General features: G+C 67.2%; 16 protein-coding genes. 8 read left to right on the top strand and 8 right to left on the bottom strand.

Translation table 11 applies throughout. The features are described 5' to 3' along the window. Positions 1 to 80 precede the first annotated feature (80 nt). Positions 81 to 1,223 (bottom strand): alpha/beta hydrolase, encoded by a 1,143-nt coding sequence (locus LDL21_RS05355; protein ID WP_255674283.1) that lies wholly within the window; start codon positions 1,221 to 1,223, stop codon positions 81 to 83. 254 nt (positions 1,224 to 1,477) lie between these two features. Here LDL21_RS05355 and LDL21_RS05350 point away from each other — a divergent pair, with 254 nt between their 5' ends. Then, positions 1,478 to 2,584, top strand: a complete 1,107-nt coding sequence (locus tag LDL21_RS05350; RefSeq protein WP_255674440.1) for a metallophosphoesterase — start codon at positions 1,478 to 1,480, stop codon at positions 2,582 to 2,584. A 4-nt stretch (positions 2,585 to 2,588) separates the two neighbouring features. Here the strand turns inward: LDL21_RS05350 and LDL21_RS05345 are convergent, their stop codons facing one another. Next, a complete protein-coding gene (locus LDL21_RS05345; protein WP_225279004.1) occupies positions 2,589 to 3,269 on the bottom strand; it encodes an LppP/LprE family lipoprotein in 681 nt (226 codons plus the stop codon). A 301-nt stretch (positions 3,270 to 3,570) separates the two neighbouring features. Between LDL21_RS05345 and LDL21_RS05340 the strand changes: the two genes are divergently transcribed. The 6 genes from LDL21_RS05340 (at position 3,571) to LDL21_RS05315 (ending at position 12,143) form a co-directional block, all read left to right on the top strand. After that, positions 3,571 to 4,791: a cytochrome P450 family protein gene (locus LDL21_RS05340; RefSeq protein ID WP_225279003.1), complete on the top strand. Its 1,221-nt coding sequence runs from the start codon at positions 3,571 to 3,573 to the stop codon at positions 4,789 to 4,791. A 66-nt stretch (positions 4,792 to 4,857) separates the two neighbouring features. Then, on the top strand, positions 4,858 to 5,220 hold the full coding sequence (locus tag LDL21_RS05335; protein ID WP_225279002.1) for a PadR family transcriptional regulator: 363 nt from the start codon (positions 4,858 to 4,860) through the stop codon (positions 5,218 to 5,220). Then, positions 5,220 to 6,551: a permease prefix domain 1-containing protein gene (locus LDL21_RS05330; RefSeq protein ID WP_225279001.1), complete on the top strand. Its 1,332-nt coding sequence runs from the start codon at positions 5,220 to 5,222 to the stop codon at positions 6,549 to 6,551. Before LDL21_RS05335 ends, LDL21_RS05330 begins: the two co-directional genes overlap by 1 nt. 47 nt (positions 6,552 to 6,598) lie before the next feature. Beyond that, entirely contained in the window at positions 6,599 to 7,993 is a 1,395-nt protein-coding gene (locus LDL21_RS05325; RefSeq protein WP_225279000.1) for a 3' terminal RNA ribose 2'-O-methyltransferase Hen1, read from the top strand. Continuing rightward, positions 7,990 to 10,515, top strand: a complete 2,526-nt coding sequence (locus tag LDL21_RS05320) for a polynucleotide kinase-phosphatase (RefSeq protein WP_225279242.1) — start codon at positions 7,990 to 7,992, stop codon at positions 10,513 to 10,515. Before LDL21_RS05325 ends, LDL21_RS05320 begins: the two co-directional genes overlap by 4 nt. A gap of 140 nt (positions 10,516 to 10,655) precedes the next feature. Continuing rightward, entirely contained in the window at positions 10,656 to 12,143 is a 1,488-nt protein-coding gene (locus LDL21_RS05315; RefSeq protein ID WP_372462139.1) for a DUF4246 domain-containing protein, read from the top strand. 1 nt (position 12,144) lies between these two features. Here the strand turns inward: LDL21_RS05315 and LDL21_RS05310 are convergent, their stop codons facing one another. Together LDL21_RS05310 and LDL21_RS05305 are read right to left on the bottom strand one after the other, a co-directional pair. Then, on the bottom strand, positions 12,145 to 13,158 hold the full coding sequence (locus LDL21_RS05310; protein WP_225278999.1) for a fatty acid desaturase family protein: 1,014 nt from the start codon (positions 13,156 to 13,158) through the stop codon (positions 12,145 to 12,147). 86 nt (positions 13,159 to 13,244) lie between these two features. Next, positions 13,245 to 13,478: a hypothetical protein gene (locus LDL21_RS05305; protein WP_225278998.1), complete on the bottom strand. Its 234-nt coding sequence runs from the start codon at positions 13,476 to 13,478 to the stop codon at positions 13,245 to 13,247. A gap of 316 nt (positions 13,479 to 13,794) precedes the next feature. On the opposite strand from LDL21_RS05305, the gene LDL21_RS05300 reads away from it, so the two are divergent. Next, the gene (locus tag LDL21_RS05300) at positions 13,795 to 14,148 is read left to right on the top strand and encodes a hypothetical protein (RefSeq protein WP_225278997.1); all 354 of its coding nucleotides are present in this window, start codon (positions 13,795 to 13,797) and stop codon (positions 14,146 to 14,148) included. A 489-nt stretch (positions 14,149 to 14,637) separates the two neighbouring features. Here LDL21_RS05300 and LDL21_RS05295 read toward each other — a convergent pair whose 3' ends face one another. The 4 genes from LDL21_RS05295 to LDL21_RS05280 all read right to left on the bottom strand — a co-directional run bounded on the left by LDL21_RS05295 (position 14,638) and on the right by LDL21_RS05280 (position 19,388). Then, positions 14,638 to 15,561, bottom strand: a complete 924-nt coding sequence (locus tag LDL21_RS05295) for an RNA polymerase sigma-70 factor (protein WP_225278996.1) — start codon at positions 15,559 to 15,561, stop codon at positions 14,638 to 14,640. 133 nt (positions 15,562 to 15,694) lie between these two features. Next, positions 15,695 to 17,428: an L-aspartate oxidase gene (locus LDL21_RS05290; RefSeq protein WP_225278995.1), complete on the bottom strand. Its 1,734-nt coding sequence runs from the start codon at positions 17,426 to 17,428 to the stop codon at positions 15,695 to 15,697. Positions 17,429 to 17,493: 65 nt separating this feature from the next. Then, positions 17,494 to 18,234, bottom strand: a complete 741-nt coding sequence (locus LDL21_RS05285; RefSeq protein WP_225278994.1) for an SDR family oxidoreductase — start codon at positions 18,232 to 18,234, stop codon at positions 17,494 to 17,496. Positions 18,235 to 18,341: 107 nt separating this feature from the next. Continuing rightward, positions 18,342 to 19,388 carry a ferritin-like domain-containing protein gene (locus tag LDL21_RS05280; RefSeq protein WP_225278993.1) on the bottom strand — a complete coding sequence of 349 codons (1,047 nt, stop codon included), beginning with the start codon at positions 19,386 to 19,388 and terminating at the stop codon, positions 18,342 to 18,344. Between the last annotated feature and the right edge of the window lie 34 nt (positions 19,389 to 19,422).

Below are 19,422 nucleotides of genomic sequence, written 5' to 3'. Positions count from 1 at the left end.
GGCTCGGAGGGTACGAACCTAGCCGAAACACGAACCGCCGCTGCCCACGTGGGGCAGCGGCGGTTGGTTTGCGGGACGACCTACTTCGGCGGTGCACCACCGGCCGGCGGCTCCGCACCGGGAGCACCCGGAGGCGCGGCAGCGGCGGGTGGCTTGGCGCCTGCGGGCAGGGGCTTGCCGATGTGGGGTGCCATGTCCGGCATCAAGCGGATCGCCACCTGTTCCCAGGTGCCCCAATTGTGGATGCCGATGTCGGGGAAGTCGTAGCTCACGTTGGTGTAACCCAGTGCGGTGAGGCGCTTTTCGAAGGAACGGGTGTTGGCGAGGGCGATCGCTTCCAGCGGCATGCCCTGGGTGATCGCGTCGATGGACGACAGATCCTGATCGGCGGGCTTGGCGCTACCGGCCGAGATGTAGAGGCGGGTGTTGTTCGCGATCAGCTTCTCGGCGAAGCCGTAGGGGTCCATCCGCCGCCACTTCTCGCTGCCCGCGGGCGCCATCGCTTCGATGTTGTATCCGCCGCTGGCGATCATGGCCGCACCGAGCGCCTCCCGCATGCCGGGCATCGACATGTGCAGGTATCCCGACAGCGATCCCGCGTAGCTGAACTGCTCGGGGTGATACGCCGCCATCAGCAGCGCCGCGCTGCCACCGCTGGACAGCCCGACTACACCGTTGCGCGTGGCACTGAACCCCAACCGCGTCTTCAAAGCCTCGGGCAGCGTCTCGGTGATGAAGGTTTCCCACTGGTAGGCAGTGGTCTTGCCCTGGGTGTCCTCCCAGCCACCGATGGCCGAACCGGAGTCGGCACTCGGCAGCATCGACCCGTCGGGGTTCACCCCGTTGAAGCTGCTCGGCTGCTCCCAGTCGGCGTAGAAGCTGGACTGCCCGCCGACCGGCATCACCACATTGATGTTGAACTTCGCCATCTGCGCCGGGATGGAGGTGTGCTTCTCCCAACCGTTGAGGTCGTTTTCGGCGCGTTCACCGTCGAGCAGGTACACCACCCGGTCGGTGTTGCCGTCGGCCGCGCGCACGATGCGCGTGTTGACGGTGCCCATCGACGATTCGACCGCGAAGTCGATCGCGTTCGGATCGGCGTCGGCACCCGCCGGAACCGCCGTCCCGAACGGCAGCAACACCGCCGCTGTAACCCCGATCAGGGTCCGCCGGACCCGCCCGGATCGGCGCGCAGGCGCCCCTCCCCCGTTTACGCCACGCATGATCGACCTTTCGCTGACGCGGCCACGCCGCTCCCCACACGACCCGCCCCCACGGCGATGTCCTGTCGCGCAGCATAGCGCGCCCGGCTGCCACCGGCACATACCGAATTACGGTGCGACGCAGCCACCTTCACCGGCCTGGGCTTTCGGCACGGCACCGGCGGCGATCCGGGCGCTACGCTGGTGGGGAAATTCGTGCCGCGACCCCGGCGGCCCCTGCAGAACGGGACCCCGTGAAGCTCGCTGTACGCCTGATGTTCGTGCTGATCCCAGCCTTGCTGCTGGCCCTGCCCTGGTGGACCCTGGTCTGGGCACCCACCGGCGGCACCGGAACGCTGTTCTGGCTCGGGACCGCCGTCGCCGCGGCCCTGCTCGCCTGCCTGCCGGTGGCGATGTTCCTCGGGCACGGCCCGGCCCAATCCGACCCGGCGGTGATCGTCGGCGACGCCCTGCTCGGGGTGTCCTGGGTGTTCTTCGCCTGGTCGGTCATCGGCGTGTTCGCCCGCGGCGCGCTGACGGTGATCGGTGTCGACGACCCCGCCCGCCCGGTCGCGGCCGGGGTGGCGATCACCGCGCTCGCCCTCACCGGCTGGGGTGTGTACGAGGCACGCCGGGTGCCGCGTGTGCGCACGGTCGACGTGGCCATCCGCGGCCTGGCCCCCGGCCTCGACGGTCTGCGGATGGTTGTCGTCACCGACACCCACTACGCCGCGTTGAACCGCGTGCGCTGGTCGGAGAAGGTGGTCGACGTGGTGAACGGCCTCGAGCCCGACATCGCCTGCCACGCCGGTGATCTCGCCGACGGCTCGGTCGCGAAACGCCAGACCCAGGTCGACCCGCTCGGCAAGGTGGTCGCGCCGCTCGGCCGCTTCTACATCACCGGCAATCACGAGTACTTCGGCGACGCGCAGGGCTGGATCGACTACATGGCCGCCCTGGGCTGGCAGCCACTGCACAACGAACACCGCACTCTCACCCGCGACGGCGACCGCCTGGTCATCGCCGGAATCGACGACCCGACCGGACGCGGACTCCCCGGTCACGGCCCCGATCTGCCCGCCGCCCTGACCGGTGCCGACCCCGACCTGCCGGTGGTGCTGCTGGCCCACCAGCCCAAGCAGATCGCCGACGCCGTCGCGGCCGGGGTGGCGCTGCAGATCTCCGGCCACACCCACGGCGGTCAGATCTGGCCGTTCCACTATCTGGTCCGACTGGATCAGCCGGTCGTGGCCGGGCTGAGCAGGCACGCGAACAACACCCAGCTCTACACCAGCCGTGGCACCGGGTTCTGGGGCCCGCCGCTGCGGGTGTTCGCACCCAGCGAGATCACCGTTCTGGTGCTCCACCCGGAGCCCGCCTGAGCTGTCAGCGGTGCGGCTGGGTGACCTCGCTCGGCAGCGGACCGCTCATGGCCACACCGGACCCGGTCCAGCTGTAGGTGATCGCCGCCGGGCCACCCTGCGGCGCCGCGAACGGTTCGTCACCGACCAGCCACTTGTAATTCACGGTCACCGAGTTGCCACTCGACCCGGCGACATAGGTGAAGGCGTACGCCTCGGAAGTCGCTGTGCCCAGGTACTTTCCGTCGTGGAAGAACATGATGTGAATCGGTGCGCCCGCCGAATTCCCACCGACGGCGCGCACCCACAACAGCTGACCACAGGCGCCCGGCCGGTCCTCCGAGGCCTGCGAGGCGGCCCAGCCGTCACCGAGCCCGGCGAGCGCTTTGCGCACACCGCTGGAACCCGGGTCGACGCACCGATCCGGCCCGCTGATGTCGTCGGCGGGCGGCGTGACCACCGGCGGCTCCGGATCCGACGGCACCGGTGAGTCGATCACCGGCGGCACCTCAACCGACGGTCTCCCCGGCGACGGCGTGCCCGGCGACGGTGAAATAGTCTGCTCCACAGGAGGTTCCACCGGAATCGAAGACGCGGCGGTCACCGAGGTCGTCGGGCGGGCAGTGCCCCCGTCGTCCCCGGTGCAGCCCGCGACCATCCCCGCCGCCACCGCGATCAGCGCACTCATCCGAACTGTGTTCTTCATGATTTCCTCGATTCCGAGTCCCCCGCACGCTGTCGGCGCGGACAACGACTCCATCGAGACACTCACCGGGCCCGTTAGGCGAAAAACACGAATCCCAGCCCTAGGGTGCGAAATCCACACCCTCCGTCCCACCGGCTGTGACGTGCCTGTTCGACATCCGCGCCGTGCAGCTCCCGGCGAGTGGTACCGAATGAAAGCATCGGCGCGCGATCGATGGCACTGTTACCGTGAAACGGGGGCATTCGTACCGAAAAGGGTTGCCCCGCAAGCAGTGTGATGTGCGAGCGATGAGGAGACCTGAATGGACGACGTGGCACTGGTACTTGACCCCGCAGGCGCGGATATCCAGGGAGAATCCGCGCGGATTCGGGCACGGGGGCCGGTGACGCTCGTCGAGCTGCCGGGCGCGGTGCGGGCGTGGTCGGTCACCGACGCCGCCACCCTGAAGAAGCTGCTGGCAGACCCACGGGTGTCCAAGTCCGCCACCAAGCACTGGCCCGCCTTCGCCGCGGGTGAGGTGCCGCCGGACTGGCCGCTGTTCCTCTGGGTGGCCGTGAACAACATGTTCACCGCCTACGGCGCCGACCACACACGCCTGCGCAAGCTGGTCGCACCCGCGTTCACCCACCGGCGCACGGTGGCGATGCGCCCGATGATCGAGAAGATCACCGCGGGCCTGCTCGACGAACTCGCCGCCGTCCCGGCAGGCGAGGTGATCGACCTGCGCGAACGCTTCGCCTACCCGCTGCCCATCCAGGTGATCTCCGAGCTGATGGGTGTGCCGGATTCGCTGCACGCGGGCCTGCGCAAGTGCGTCGACGGCATCTTCGACACCTCCCTGAGCCCGGAGGAGTCGCAGGCCAACTACATGAACATGTACGGCATCCTCGGCGAGTTGGTCGCCTACCGCCGCACCAACCCCGGCGACGACATGACCAGCCTGCTCATCACCCACCGCGACGAGGACGACGGCACCCAGCTCACCGAGCAGGAACTCGTCGACACCTTGCTGCTGGTGATCAGCGCGGGCCACGAAACCACCGTCAACCTGCTCGATCAGGCGGTGCACGCCCTGCTCACCCATCCCGAGCAGCTGGCGGCGGTCGGCGAGGGCAACGCCACCTGGGCCGATGTGGTCGAGGAATCGCTGCGCTTCGAGGCGCCGGTCGCGCATCTGCCGCTGCGTTTCGCCGTCGAGGAGATCCAGCTCGACGGGGTGACCATCGCGGCGGGCGACCCGATCCTGGCCTCCTACGCGGGGGCGAGCCGTGACCCGAACCTGCACGGCGACACCGCCGACGACTTCGACGTCACCCGGGTGAACAAGGAACACCTGGCCTTCGGCTACGGCGTGCACCGCTGCCTCGGCGCGCCGCTGGCCCGGCTCGAGGCCGAGATCGCCCTGCCCGCTCTGTTCGCGCGCTTTCCCGGAATCCGATTGGCCGGTGCCACGGAGGAATTCGGTTCGGTGGCCAGTTTCATCTCCAACGGCCACGCGACACTGCCGGTGCACCTGAGCTGAGGTCCCCCGTCTCCCATACCTAGATCTGCTAGGGTCATACCTAACGGTTCTAGGTATGGGAGTGCTGTGCGCATCGACAAAGACCTGGTAGCGGCTTCGGCGACGCCGCTCGTGCTCGGGATACTCGCCGACGGCGAGTCCTACGGCTACGCCATCCTCGAGCAGGTGAACACGCTGTCCAACGGCCGCATGCAGTGGACCGACGGCATGCTCTATCCCCTACTGCACCGATTGGAACGGCTCGGCTACGTGTCCTCGGCCTGGCGCGTGTCCGACAGCGGTCGCCGCCGCAAGCACTACCTCATCACCGACGCGGGCCGCGCCGCCCTCGCCGAACGCCAGGCGCAGTGGACCGTCGTGGCCGAAGCCCTCGACCAGGTCTGGCGCAGCATCAATCAGCCGCCGGCCGCAACGCAGGGGTGGGCGTGATGGATGCCGAACTCGACGCCGCCGTCGACCTGTGGCGCGGTTATGTCCAACGGCACCGGGTGATCTCGGTGGCCGATGTGGACGAGATGGAAGACCATCTGCGCGAACAGGTCTCGACACTGCAGGACGCCGGTCTCAGCAGCGGGGAGGCGTTTCTCGTCGCGGTCAAGCGGATGGGCAATGTGGACTCGATCTCGCGCGAGTTCGCCCGTGAGCATTCCGACCGGTTGTGGAAACAGCTGGTCCTGATGCCCGAAGACGGTGGGCGCCAGAGCAATCGGGAACTGCTGATGGTGATCGCCATCGCGCTCGCCGCGGGCCTGGCGGTGAAGACCGGGATCACGTTCCTGCACGAGGAGACACTCGCCCTCAACGTGAGCCTTCTCGTCCTGCCTTTCCTCACCGGCTATTTCGCCTGGAAGCGGCAGGTGAGCGCGCCCGTCGCCCTCGCCTTGATCTTGCCGTTCGTGCTGGTCGCGCTCGTCCTGAATCTGTACCCGTTCGAGGACGGCGGGTCGACCGTGGTGCTGGCGGGCATCCACGCCCCGATCGCGCTGTGGCTGGTGGTCGGACTCGCGTACGCAGGCGGTGACTGGCGCTCGGACCGCCCGCGCATGGATTTCATCCGGTTCACCGGCGAATGGTTCGTCTACCTCACGCTGCTCGCCCTCGGTGGTGGCGTGCTGATGGCCCTCACCGCCGCCGCGTTCGGAACCCTCGATTTCGATATCGAACCGGTCATCACCCGCTGGATCATGCCGTTCGGCGCGGCCGGTGCGGTGATCGTCGCGGCGTGGCTGGTCGAGGCCAAACAGAACGTGATCGAGAACATCGCCCCCGTGCTCACCAGGGTGTTCACACCGCTCACCATCCTGATGCTGCTCGCCCTGCTCGGTGCCTTCGCCACCACCCGCAGCTTCACCGGCATCGATCGGGACCTACTGATCCAGATGGACCTCATCCTGGTCCTCGTACTCGGTCTGCTGCTCTACACGATCTCGGCCCGCGACCCGCTGGCACCACCGGCCTTCTTCGACCGTGTGCAACTGGTGCTGGTGCTGAGCGCCCTGATCGTCGATGTGATGATGCTGGCGGTGATGGCCACCCGGATCGCCGAATTCGGTTCCAGCCCCAACAAGATCGTGGCACTCGGCATGAATGTGGTGCTGCTGGTGAACCTGGCCTGGTCGGCCAACCTGAGTCTGCGATTCCTGCGCGGCCGAATCCCTTTCACCGCACTGGAACACTGGCAGACTCGCTACCTCCCGGTCTACGGCGCCTGGGCCGCGGCGGTCGTGGTCGTGATCGGGCCGCTGTTCGCCTTCGCCTGAAGGTTTTCGCAAGAAAATAGCTGGACCGACCGTGACAGGATCGGTCTGTGCTGTTGACGATCTCCACGACCCACTCCCCGGCGACCGATCTCGGGTACCTGCTGGTCAAACACCCCGACCGGGTGCAGTCGTTCGCGACGACCGGCGGCACGGCGCATGTGTTCTACCCCCGCGCCGACGCCGAACGGTGCACGGTGGCGCTGCTGCTCGAGATCGACCCCGTGGAATTGGCAAGGCCCGCGAAGGGTCAGCACAGCTCGGCGCTGGGACGCTACGTCAACGACCGGCCGTATGTGGCGTCGAGCCTGCTGTCGGTGGCGCTGGGGAAGGTGTTCCGGTCGGCGCTCAACGGCACCAGCCGGGACCGGGCCGAGCTGGCGGGCACGGCGATCCCGCTGGAGATCGAGGTACCCGCCGTGCCGTGCCGGGGTGGGAGCGAGATCGTCGAGCGGCTGTTCGCGCCGCTGGGCTGGCAGGTATCGACCACCACCGAACCGCTCGACCCGCAGTTCCCGGAGTGGGGTGACTCGCCCTACACCCGGCTGCGGCTCACCGGGACCGTGCGCCTGGCCGAGGCGCTGAACCACCTCTATGTGCTGCTGCCGGTGCTCGACGACGCCAAGCACTACTGGGTCGACGCCGACGAGGTCGACAAGCTGCTGCGCGCCGGTTCCGGATGGCTCGGCGCCCACCCCGACCGCGAACTCATCGCCCGGCGCTACCTGGCCGGTCGGCACTCGCTCACCCAGTCCGCGCTCGAACGACTGCGCGCCGCCGACGACCAGCTCGAGCCCGAAACCGCCGAGGACCCGGTCGAACTCGTGGAGGCCACCGAGCGCAGGACACCGCTGGTGAAGCTGCGACGCGACGCGGTGCTCGCCGCACTCGCCGAAACCGGTGCCACCCGCGTCCTCGACCTCGGTTGCGGGCCGGGCACTCTCCTGCTCGCACTGCACGCCGACCAGCGATTCACCGAGATCGTCGGCGCCGACGTGTCCAGCGGTGCGCTCGCCATCGCGGAGCGGCGCTTGAAGTTCCACCGCATGCCCGACCGGCAGCGGGCCAGGATCACCCTCGTCCAGTCGGCGCTGACCTACCACGACGACCGGCTGCGCGGCTTCGACGCGGCCGTGCTGATGGAGGTGATCGAACACGTCGACGAGAGCCGGTTGCCCGCGCTCGAACGCGCCGTCTTCGGGCACGCCGCGCCCGGTGCGGTCATCGTGACCACGCCGAACGTCGAATACAACGTGCACTACGAGACTCTCGACGGGCACCGTCACGACGATCACCGATTCGAATGGACCCGTGCGCAGTTCGCCGACTGGGCCGCGCGCGTGACCGATACCTTCGGCTACACCGTCGACATCCGTCCCGTCGGCGAGCACGACCCGCGCACCGGCTCCCCCACCCAGCTCGCTCTCTTCCGTAAGGCCGCCTGATGAACATCGACCTTCCCGAGCTGTCGCTCGTCGCCCTCGTCGGCATCTCCGGCTCCGGCAAGTCCACCTTCGCCCGCGCGCACTTCAAGCCGACCGAGGTGCTGTCCTCGGACTTCTTCCGCGGCCTGGTGGCCGACGACGAAAACGACCAGAGTGCGACGAAAGACGCCTTCGACGCGCTGGGGCACGTCGCGGGGATCCGCTTGCGCGCCGGTCGACGGGTGGTCGTCGACGCCACCAACGTGCAGAAGCACGCCCGCGCCGAATTGGTCACACTGGCACGCTCTTTCGATGTGCTTCCGGTCGCGATCGTGCTCGACACACCCGAAGCGGTTGCGTGGGAACGGACTCGAACCCGCACGGATCGCACCTTCGAGCGGCATGTCCTGCGGCGGCAGAGCCAGGAGCTGCGGCGGTCGCTGCGGCAGCTCGGGCGCGAGGGGTTCCGCAAGGTTTATGTGGTGAGCGACCCCGCCGACGTCACGATCTCCTACGAACGAGCCTGGAACGACCGGCGCGAACTCACCGGACCATTCGACATCATCGGCGACGTGCACGGATGCCGTGCCGAATTGGAGTCCCTGCTCACCGAACTCGGCTGGGTGCTGGTGCGCGACGAGGCCGGGCGCCCGGTCGATGCCACGCACCCGGACGGGCGCCAGGCCGTCTTCGTCGGCGATCTCGTGGACCGTGGACCGGATTCGCCGGGGGTGCTGCGGCTGGTGATGGGCATGACCGACAACGGTCACGCACTGTGCGTGCCGGGTAATCACGAGCAGAAGCTGCTGCGCAAGTTGCGCGGCAAGCAGGTGACGGTGTCGCACGGGCTGGCCGAGACGCTCGAGCAGTTGGAGTCGGAGACACCGGAGTTCGTCGACGATGCGGCGCGGTGGGTCGACAAGCTGGTCAGCCACCTGCGGCTCGACGGTGGGCGGCTCGTCGTCGCCCACGCCGGACTCAAGGAGGAATACCACGGACGCGCCTCCGGCCGGGTACGCGACTTCTGCCTCTACGGCGAATCCACCGGCGAGACAGACGAATACGGTCTTCCGGTGCGTTACCCGTGGGCGCGCGACTATCGCGGCTCGGCGATGGTGGTGTACGGGCACGTGCCGACACCGAAGGTGGAGTGGGTCAACAACACCGTGTGCCTCGACACCGGTGCCGTCTTCGGCGGTGAGCTGACCGCGCTGCGCTACCCGGAGAAGACGTTCGTCGCAGTGCCCGCCGAACGGATGTACTACGAACCTGTGAAACCGCTTGTGGCCGAACCGGTTCGTGACAACGAGACGCTGAATCTCGCTGATGTCACCGGGCGCAGGCACGTGCGTACCGACGACGGCACCGTCATCGTCGACGCAGAGAGTTCGGCGGCCGCGCTCGAGGTGATGAGCCGGTTCGCCATCGATCCGCGCCTGCTGCTGTGGTTGCCGCCGACCATGTCGCCGCCGTCCACGTCGTCGGTGGACGGGTATCTCGAATACCCGACCGAGGCGTTCGCCGACTACCGGGCGGCGGGCGTGGACACGGTGGTGTGCGAGGAGAAGCACATGGGTTCGCGTGCCGTCGTGCTCGTCTGCCGCGACCAGGACTCTGCCACAACACGTTTCGGCGTCTCCGACGGCAGCTCCGGCGCGGTCTACACCCGCACGGGCCGGTCCTTCTTCAGCGACGCCGCCCTCACCGAAACACTGCTCGCCCGGGTACGGGCCGCCGCCGGGACGCTGTTCGACGAACTCGGCACCGACTGGCTACTGCTCGACTGCGAACTGCTGCCGTGGTCGGCCAAGGCGGGCGGCTTGATCCGCACCCAGTACGCCGCGGCCGGTGCGGCCGCACGCTCCGCCCTCCCCTCGGCGCTGGCCGCATTGGAAGCGGGCGTCGACCGCGGTCTCGACCTCACCGCCCTGCGTGATCGCACGGCCGCCCGCGCCGCGAACGCCGACGACTTCACCACCGCCTACCGTCGCTACTGCTGGCCCACCGACGATCTCGACGGCGTGGCGCTCGCACCGTTCGCCCTGCTCGCCGCCGAAGGCACCACCTTCGCCGACCGCGATCACGGCTGGCACCTCGACATCTGCGACCGCCTGGTCGCCGCCGACCCCACCACGTTCCGATCCACCGATCGCCGCGTGGTCGACCTGTCGGACCCGTCCGCCGAAGCCGAGGCCACCACCTGGTGGCTCGACCTCACGGGCGCGGGTGGCGAAGGAATGGTCATCAAGCCCTACGCGGGCCTGTCCACCCGCACCAAGGGCAAACTCGTCCAGCCCGGCATCAAATGCCGAGGCCGCGAATACCTCCGCATCATCTACGGCCCGGACTACACAGCCCCCGAACACCTCTCCCGCCTACGAGACCGCAACCTCAACCGCAAACGCGGCCTGGCCCTCCGCGAACACACCCTCGACCTGACCGCCCTCAACGCCCTCGCCTCCGGCGAACCGTTGTGGCGTGTCCACGAGTTGGTTTTCGCGGTCCTCGCCATGGAATCGACCCCCACCGACCCACGTCTGTAGGCCCGCCGCCCGCGCATGCCCGGCGCGGTCGGCGTCCCATCCGAAGTCCGGGATGGGTCGGGAGGCAGTTCTGTGGCAGGGTCGCAGGAGCATCTGCGGAACCGCCGTGGGTGCGGCAGAACTGTTGAGAGATCAGAGAATTGACTGAGTTGGATCTGTTCCCATTGCCCTTTCGTGCCGCTCATGTGGCGTGTGTCGCGCCTGTTCGGACGGTGCGGGAGCTCGAGATGATGCGGTTGAGTGCGAGTATCCGGGATAAGGCGGAGTGGTATCGCAAGCGCGAGGATGCCGAGATCGTCGAGCGATGGTCGCGGGAGGCGGCCGAGCAAGGGATGACATCGGCGCAGATTCGTTATGTGCTCGATGAATTGGGGTATTACGCCGAGCTTCGTGATGCGGAGCGCGGGATCGAGGTGTCGGCTGTCGACGGGGTGTGGCAGTCGGACTCGGTGATCGACGAGGATCTGCGCAAACGGTTGGCCGAGGCGGTGCGGGTGCTGGAGGAAGTGCCTGCGGCGGAGCTGGATTGGCATCCGGGATCCGACGGGCAGGTGCTCGATCTGGTGCATCCCTCGATGTACTGCCTGGTGCGCGGCGTGAGCCTGCCCGAGGACGCACCGTGGCCCACTCCGGAGAAGAACGCCGAGTCGGCCTCGCATTCGAAGAAGTTCCAGTGGTTGCCCACCGATGTCGAGGTCGGCGAAGACGGTTCCGTGGCATTCCTTTCCTCTGTGAACAATGTCGACCCGGACCGCCATCGGGAGCTCGCCGCCGTCCTGCCCGAGCTCTTCGGCCGGACGCTGCCCCTGCTGGAGAACGTGCTCACCGATCTGCGGGCCCCGAAACGAGTGCGCATCGTCGCCGACCCGTTCGGCTGGTACGAGGACACCGAACCACAACCACCGGAAGACGACGACGAGGCGGCTGAGGAAGCCTACGAGGAAGCCATGGAGAAGTGGTGGGAGGAACGACGCCCCGCCATCCCCGACGCGCCCGAATTCCAGCCGCCCGAGCGGGACGACACCCACACCGTCACGCTCAGCGGCCGCCGCCTGCAGGTGATCGTCAAACTCGCCAACATCCACCTCACCCCGGACAAGCCCGAATATCCCGGCGGTTCATGGCATGTCGAGGCCATGCTGAACGAACGCATCGTCGCCACCGCCATCTACTACTGGGACAGCGACAACATCACCGACAGCCTGCTCGGCTTCCGCACCGCCATCGACGAGCCGTACTACGAGCAGAACGACCGCACCGGGGTCCGCGAGGTCTACGGTCTCGACGACGAGGACGCGCTCAACCAGGAACTGGGCTCGGTCCGCACCGAAACCGGCCGCTGCGTGGCGTTTCCGAACATCTACCAGCACCGTGTCGCCCCGTTCCGGCTCGACGACCCGACCCGAAACGGTCACCGAAAGATCGTGGCCTTCTTCCTGGTGGACCCGTCGGTCACCATCACCTCGACCGCCGACGTCCCACCGCAGCAGCCGTGGTCACCCACCTCGACCATGACCAGGGCTCAGGCCGAGGAATTCCGCGAACAACTGATGCACGAACGCAAGTTCTTCGTCGACGAACACAACGAGGAATACTTCGAGCGGGAGTTCTACCTCTGCGAGCACTGACCTACTTCGCGTGGCGGCCGACCTCGTCCAGGTGGGTCAGCGCTTGCCGGTAGGACTCGAAAAGACCTGTCTCGCAGTACGGCACGCCGATCTCGTCGCAGAAGCCCGCGACGATCGGCTGTGCGTGGCGCAGGTTGGCGCGCGGCATCGACGGGAACAGGTGATGTTCGATCTGGTAGTTCAAGCCGCCCATCGCCAGGTCGACGAGGAAGCTGCCGCGCACATTGCGTGAGGTGAGGACCTGGCGACGCAGGAAGTCGGTGTTGTCGCCCTCGGGCAGGACTTCCATGCCCTTGTGGTTGGGCGCGAACGTCGAACCCATGTACAGCCCGAACAGGCCCTGCTGTACGGCGATGAACACCAGCGCTTTGCCCGGCGACAGCACCAGGAACGCCGCCGAAAGCAGCCCGACGAAGTGGGCGGCGAGCAGCGCACCCTCCCAGACGCGGTTCGCGATCGGCCAGCGGAAAACCGCCACGATGCTCTTCCAGTGCAGGCTGCCGCCTTCGAGCAGCAGCAGCGGGAAGAACAACCACCCCTGGAATCGGAAGATGAAACGGCGCCAACCCTTGCCGGTCCGCGCCCGCTCGCCGGAGAACGCCAGCACGCCCATCGCGTCCGGGTCCATGCCCTCGGTATTGGGGTGGGCGTGATGGCGGGCGTGGTTACTGGTCCACCAGCCGATGCTCAACCCGATCGCGAGATTGCCCGCGATCAAGCCGTACAGGTAGTTGGCCTTCCGGCCCGCGAAGATCTGCTTGTGCCCGGCGTCGTGGCCGAGGAAGGCGATCTGCGAGAACACCATCGCTAGGAACGCCGCGACGAGCAGCGTCCACCACGAGTCCCCGATGACGAAAAACGCCACCCAACCAGCGACGAAAGCCGCCGCGGTGAGCGCACTCTTCCACCCGTAATACCGCAACCGCCGGTCCAAGAGGTTCGCCTCCCGGACACGACGCAACAGGACCGAGAACTCACTGCCACGCACGGGGACGACATCAGACGCTATAACCACCGCACAAGCATGGCGTATGGAGGCCACGGCCGGGTGAACGGGTTGCAGATCGATGGCGACCGAATTCCTCCGCGCGTGCTGTTGCGTCAGACGGACTCGTCGACGAGGTGGGCGTTCCACACGGCCGCGGCCTGCTCGTGGGAGTCGACACCGGTGAAGAAGGCTTCGGCGATGGCGTCGTAGTCGGGTGCGTCGATTCCGCTGGTTTCGATGAACTTCGGGCGGTACACGGCGAAACCCTGCTCGGAGGTGTGCGGTCGATACGGGACGGCCATCTTGATCGAGCGCCGCCGCGGGCCGTAACCGATCAGCGGAACCAACAACGCAGAGTCACAACGGTACGCCCCGACCGTGACATCACACTGGCGCGCGCCCAGGCGCGAACGGCACCGCAGACAACGCCGCACGACGGCCGACTATCGCCAGACCACAACCAATAAGATCTCCTCCCCGCTACCCATGACCGCCAGACGTGGCTCCGGTAGGTTCCGAGTGTCGATGATCAAACCTGAAGAAGGATGAGAAATCTTGATGCAGAAGAAAATTGGCTGGAAGACTGCCGCCGCAGGATTAGTCACGGGGGCGATGGTGATGTCCGGAGCGGGGGCAGCGACTGCGGCCCCCAGTAGCTGGGAGGTGACGATCTGTCGCGGGGTCAGCCCGAATATCGTCGACCAGCCCTACAGCGGTCAGGTCATCGGGGCGCAGCCGTACGGCGCCCCGGGCGTTCCGTACTTCACCATCCACGCGGGCGGCAGCGTGTGGGGTGGCTACACAACGACGGTCACCCTGAACTGGACGAACCTCACCACCGGTGCTTCCGGTTCGGAAACCCAGAGCGGCAACGTGGGATTCATCATCGGCAACGGCAGCACCCTCTACTTCCGTCCCCCCACCGGCACGGGCATCGTCCGCACCGACTTCACCGTGCACAACAGCGGCTTCGTCCCCCAGGTGGTCACCTGCTCGGGAACCTCGGAAATCGTCTAGGACTGGGCGGAACATCCCCGCCTCACCGTTCGGTACCAAGAACTCCCCTGCTCAACGCCCATCCAGACTGGGTCTTCAGTAGCAACAGCAAACCCCCAGGTCCGGAGACCTGGGGGGTTTACCTACGGTTGAGGACTGTGCGTGCGGGTTCGCACTGCACGGCAGCAGACGAGATCTTCGGGCGCCACCGCGACTACAGGCGTCCGCGGACTCGGTTTCGACGCCGCAGACGTGGTCCGGGCGGCCAGATTGCATCATTGCTCAGTTCGGCGGTCGGGTGCTGGGTCGGACTACAACGCACAGCACGGCGTTGTGTCGGATACGACCGAACATTTTGTGCCCCAATAAAATCCGATGCAAGTGCAGTCGGCGACGGCCGTCGCGGCCAATACAAGGGGCAACACAGCGAACGTGAAAGGCAGACCGCGGTTTTCTCGACGATCGCCATTCGTGGTTGACACCGGCGCTGAGCCCGGGGCCGATGGTGTTTCACGGCGCGGCGGAGTCCCCCGGGACAGCGACGACATGGGCGATATGACCGAGCTTTGCGGGGTTGAACACCCAGTAGAGCCGGTCGATCGTCTCGTCGTCGGCCGCACCGACCGCGAGCCAGGCGATGACGACTCCGTCGCGGCTGATCACCACCGACGCGCGACCGTTGGCGTCGACCCAGTCGATGTCGACCCCCGTCCAGAAGTGTGAGGCGAACGCGGCCACGTACTTCGCCACGCGCGTGCGTCCGAATACCGGAATGCGCGAAGCATTGCGCACCGCGCCGCCGCCGTCGGAGTAGCTGGCGACATCGGTGGCGAAAAGCGCCTCGAGCTCATCGAATTCACCGGCGCGCGCGGCATTCAGGAAAGCAGCGAGCAGACGTCGCTGATGCACGGTGTCGACGGATACCTGCCGGTCGGACTCGATGGCCTGGCGTGCCCGGCTCACTAGCTTCCGGGCAGCCGGTTCCTTGATTTCGAGGACTTCGGCGATCCGGCCGTAGGGGTAGTCGAAAGCTTCCCGCAGGACGAACGCCGCCCGCTCGGTCGGCGTCATCTTCTCCAGGACCACCAGGACCGCGGTCTCCAATACCTCGGCGCGCTCCGCACCGAGCGAGGGATCAGCACTGGTGTCCACGGGCTCGGGCAGCCACGGGCCGATATAGGTTTCCCGGCGGACCCGCGCCGTCTGCGTGGCGTTGATCGCCTGCCGGGTGGTCACGGTGACGAGGAAGGCCTCCACATCACGCACGGAATCGCGGTCGGCGTAGGACTGCCACTTCACCCAGACGTCCTGGACGATGTCCTCGGCGTCGGCGACAGTGCCGAGCATTCGGTAGGCGATGCCGAACAGCCGTCCCCTGTGCGCGGAGAAGTCCTCGACGGCTTTGCCCAGGTCGGTGCCCGCAGGTCCGCTCATCGCGCAGTCGTTCCGGCGCCACCGGCAATCGCGTGATTCATATCCCCCGCCTCGATTCGGCCACCGACTCCCACGACCTTACTCGCGCCGGCCGTACGCGAGCAGCCCCGGCGAGTGCGCCCACACGACGCCGTCATTCGACCAATTTGCCTTCCGTCGATACATCTCGCATGAGCCGGGCGATATCGTCGGGGACGGCGGGGATCTCCTCGCGTTCGAGCTTGCCGGGACCCGACCACACCAGGTTCACCCGCAGCGCCGGATCCAGGTCGGGGTAATCGGACCGGTTGTGGCAGCCACGGGTTTCGCGGCGCTCCAACGCGGCTTCCAGGGTGGCGCGCGCCGCGAGCACCGAGGACTTCAGATCGAAGGCGTGCGCCAGGTCCTGGAACCCGGCGGCGTCGGGGTGCACTCCGATATTCGTCATCCGCTCCTCGACTTCGTCGAGCTCGGCCAGGCCCGTCCGGATTCCGGGCTCGTCGCGCACCACGCCGGCGTGCTCGGTCATGGTGTCGCGCACGGCGCGTTGCAGGGCCCGCACGTTCTCCTGCCCGTCGACCGCCAGCAGCTCATCGATCTCGGCGCGGGCCTCGACGAGCGCGCCCCGGGAGCGACGCTGCGCTTCTTGCTCGGCCGAGTACCGCGCTGCCGCCTCGCCGACGATCCGGCCGTAGACGAGCAGTTCGATCAGTGAGTTGCCGCCGAGCCGGTTGGCACCGTGCAGACCGCTCGACGCCTCGCCGATCGCGTAGAGGCCGTCGACGCCGGTGCCGTGATCTTCGGAGCGAACCCACACTCCGCCCATGGAATAGTGTGCCGTGGGCGCGATTTCGATCGGATCGCGCGTGATGTCGAGCATTTGCAGCTCCAGCATCGTCTGGTAGACGCGCGGTAGGCGCCGCATGATCGTTTCGCGAGGCAGGTGCGAAACATCCAGCCAGACAGCACCGTTCGGTGTCCCTCGACCCTCTTTGATCTCGGTGTAGGCGGCCAGTGCGACTCGATCGCGGGTCGAGAGCTCCATGCGTTCCGCGTCGTAGCGCCGCATGAAGCGTTCTCCAGCGGCGTTGCGCAGGATGCCACCTTCTCCCCGTGCGGCCTCCGATACCAGTGTGCCTGCCGCGTTCTCGGGTTCGATGAGCCCGGACGGGTGAAACTGCACGAGCTCGGGGTCACGAATCCGGCCGCCCGCGAGGACGGCGAGCCGGAAGGAATCACCGGTGTTCTCGTCACGTCGCGAAGAGGTGCGACGCCAGATGCGGGTGTGCCCACCGGCGGCGAGGATCACCGCGTCGGCTCGGAACACATAGCGCTCGCCGCTGTCGAGATCGAAACCGTAGGCGCCGAAAACCACGTTGTCACGCACCAGGATTCGGGTCACATAGCAGGTATCGATGATCCGGATGCCGAGCTGCGCGGCCCGGTTTACCAGGGTTCGCTGGATCTCGAGGCCGGTGTAGTCACCGGCGAACGCGGTGCGTCGGTAGGTGTGCGCGCCGAAGAATCGCAGCGAGATCCGTCCGTCGGATTCGCGAGCGAAGGGCATGCCCCAGCGCTCGAGATCCTCGATTCCGCGCGCGGCGTTCTCGGCCACGATCCGAGCGGTATCAGGCCGCGCCAGCAGGTAGCTTTCGGTGATCGTGTCGGCCGCGTGCTGCTGCCAGCTGTCTTCGACGTCCATAGTCGACAGCGCGGCGTTGATACCGCCCGCGGCGAGGCTGGTGTGCGCGTCCGCCTTCGGCCGCTTTCCCACCACCAGGACGTCGATGCCGCGCTCGGCCAGTTCGATCGCCGCACGCAGGCCGGATCCGCCGGTACCGACGACGAGCACCGACGTCGCGATCTGACGTTCCTCGGGTGTGAGCATTCGCTTCGTTCCCTTCCGAAGGGGACAGTTCGCGCGGGCGGGGCGATCCCGCCCGCGCGAACAGGTCAGTTGCTGGTGAGCCACTCCGACAGCCGCGTCTGCGCCAGTTGCGCGTCGCTGCCGGGCAGCAGCTCGCGCTGCGGCACCGCCCCGAAATACCGGGCCTCGGGATCGGTGACCACCGTGCGCGCATCCGAGCGCGCGCTCAGCACGGTGCGGATCCATTCGTCGAGGGCGATGACCTCCGGGCCCCCGACCTCGATGGTGCCGTTCTTCGGCTCGCCCGCCGCGGTACGACCGACAGCCGCAGCCACATCGTCCGCGGCCATCGGCTGCATACTGGAAGCCGGCAGCCGCACCTGACCGTCGCTGGTCGCGGAATCCGCTATCCCACCGGCGAATTCGAAGAACTGCGTGGCGCGCACGATGGAATACGGCAGGCCCGATCCCTCGATCAGCTCCTCCTGCGCCACCTTCGCCCGCAGGTACCCGGAATCCGGCAGCCGTTCCGAACCCACCACCGACAGTGCCACGTAATGCCCGACACCGGCCGCTGCGGCGGCCTCGAGCAGGTTCGTCGTGGAGGTCCGGAAGAACTCCAGCACGTCGTCGTCGGCGAACGACGGCGAATTGGAAACATCGATCACCACGTTCGCGTCCTGCAGTACTTCTTTGACGCCCTCACCGGTGAGCGAGTTCACACCGGTGTTGGGTGCGGCCGGAACCGCCTGGTGGCCGTGCTCACCGAGTCGTGCGACGAGCTTGGAGCCGATCAGGCCGGTACCGCCGATGACGACGATCTTCATGCTCATTCCTTTCGTTCGGACATTGCCGCGGGGCCGGCGAGACTCCGCTACATCAAGGACCGGGCAGGCGGTGATTTTGTGACGGCGCGCGTGCCGAGGCCCTGTGACTACGCTCGGTCCTGCGGCGCGACGTATTCGAAGGTCGGTCCCGCGGTGGTGCGGCCGTCGCCGCTCGGCATCTTCATGAGAGCTTGGGCCTGGGACTTCAACGCGTACATCGTCCCCACCGCGTCCCGCATCTGCGACGGGCTGCCGTTGAAGGTGTCCTCGAGCAGATACAGCAGCAGGCAGTAGGTGTTGTTGAACTCCTCCTGCGCGAGGCGGACCGCGCTGCCCTCCGGATAGTCGGCGGTGCGGGGGTTGGGGCGCATCGGCAGCACTTTGTCGGGGTCGAACACGATCGGCTCACCGGTGGGCCCGGACTGCGGGGTGTCACCGAGTTGGAATCGCCTACCTTCCTTCAATTCCAGGAAGCGATAGAAGTGGGCGACCTCATCTCGATCGGGATGGAAAACGTCCTTCTCGCCGTCCCACACCTCGGTCCGCGCCGCGCCTTCGCCCTGCTCGACGATCTCGGCCAGCGCCGTCAGCGCCGACTTCAGGTCGTGCACCGGAACGACCTGTCCGCCACCGCTGTTGAAGTGCATCTCGTGGAGCTGGCGACCGGGGTCGCCGCAGAACACGACCTCCTCGCCGAGGGTGTCGACCAGCGTGACGAGACCGAGTTCGACGGCCGCGTAGAACTGCCCGATCGTGTGATAACCGTCGGATTCGGGTAGCGCGTCCGCCGAGGCGGGCCGTTCGATGTTCAAGAACAATTCGAGGGCTTCGGAGCCGAACGGCGCGAGCTGTATCTGTACGGATCGATCGCCGTGCGGCAGCGGATGCGGGTACGCGGGCAGCAATTCGGGCGCGTCGAGCTTGGGCTCACCGCCCACCGCATTGAGCAGATTCGCCGCCAGCGCCAGGTGCAGCATCTCCTCGACGAAGACGCTGCTGATGACCTGTGCCGCTTCGGCATTGGCGCCCGGCTCCAGCGAATACAACGCGCACATGTACGGCGGGATGGTCGCGTGCTCGAGCTCGATCGCCCACTGCAGATGGCGACGCAGATCGTCCATTGTCTCGATGGCGTGCCCCGTGCTGATGTCCATGACCGAACCTCGTCTCGACAGGTGTTCCTGTGGT

The organism is Nocardia rosealba (genome assembly GCF_020216065.1).
In the GTDB taxonomy this organism is placed as follows: Bacteria; Actinomycetota; Actinomycetes; order Mycobacteriales; family Mycobacteriaceae; genus Nocardia; species Nocardia rosealba.
This window is presented reverse-complemented; position numbering and strand designations above follow the sequence as displayed.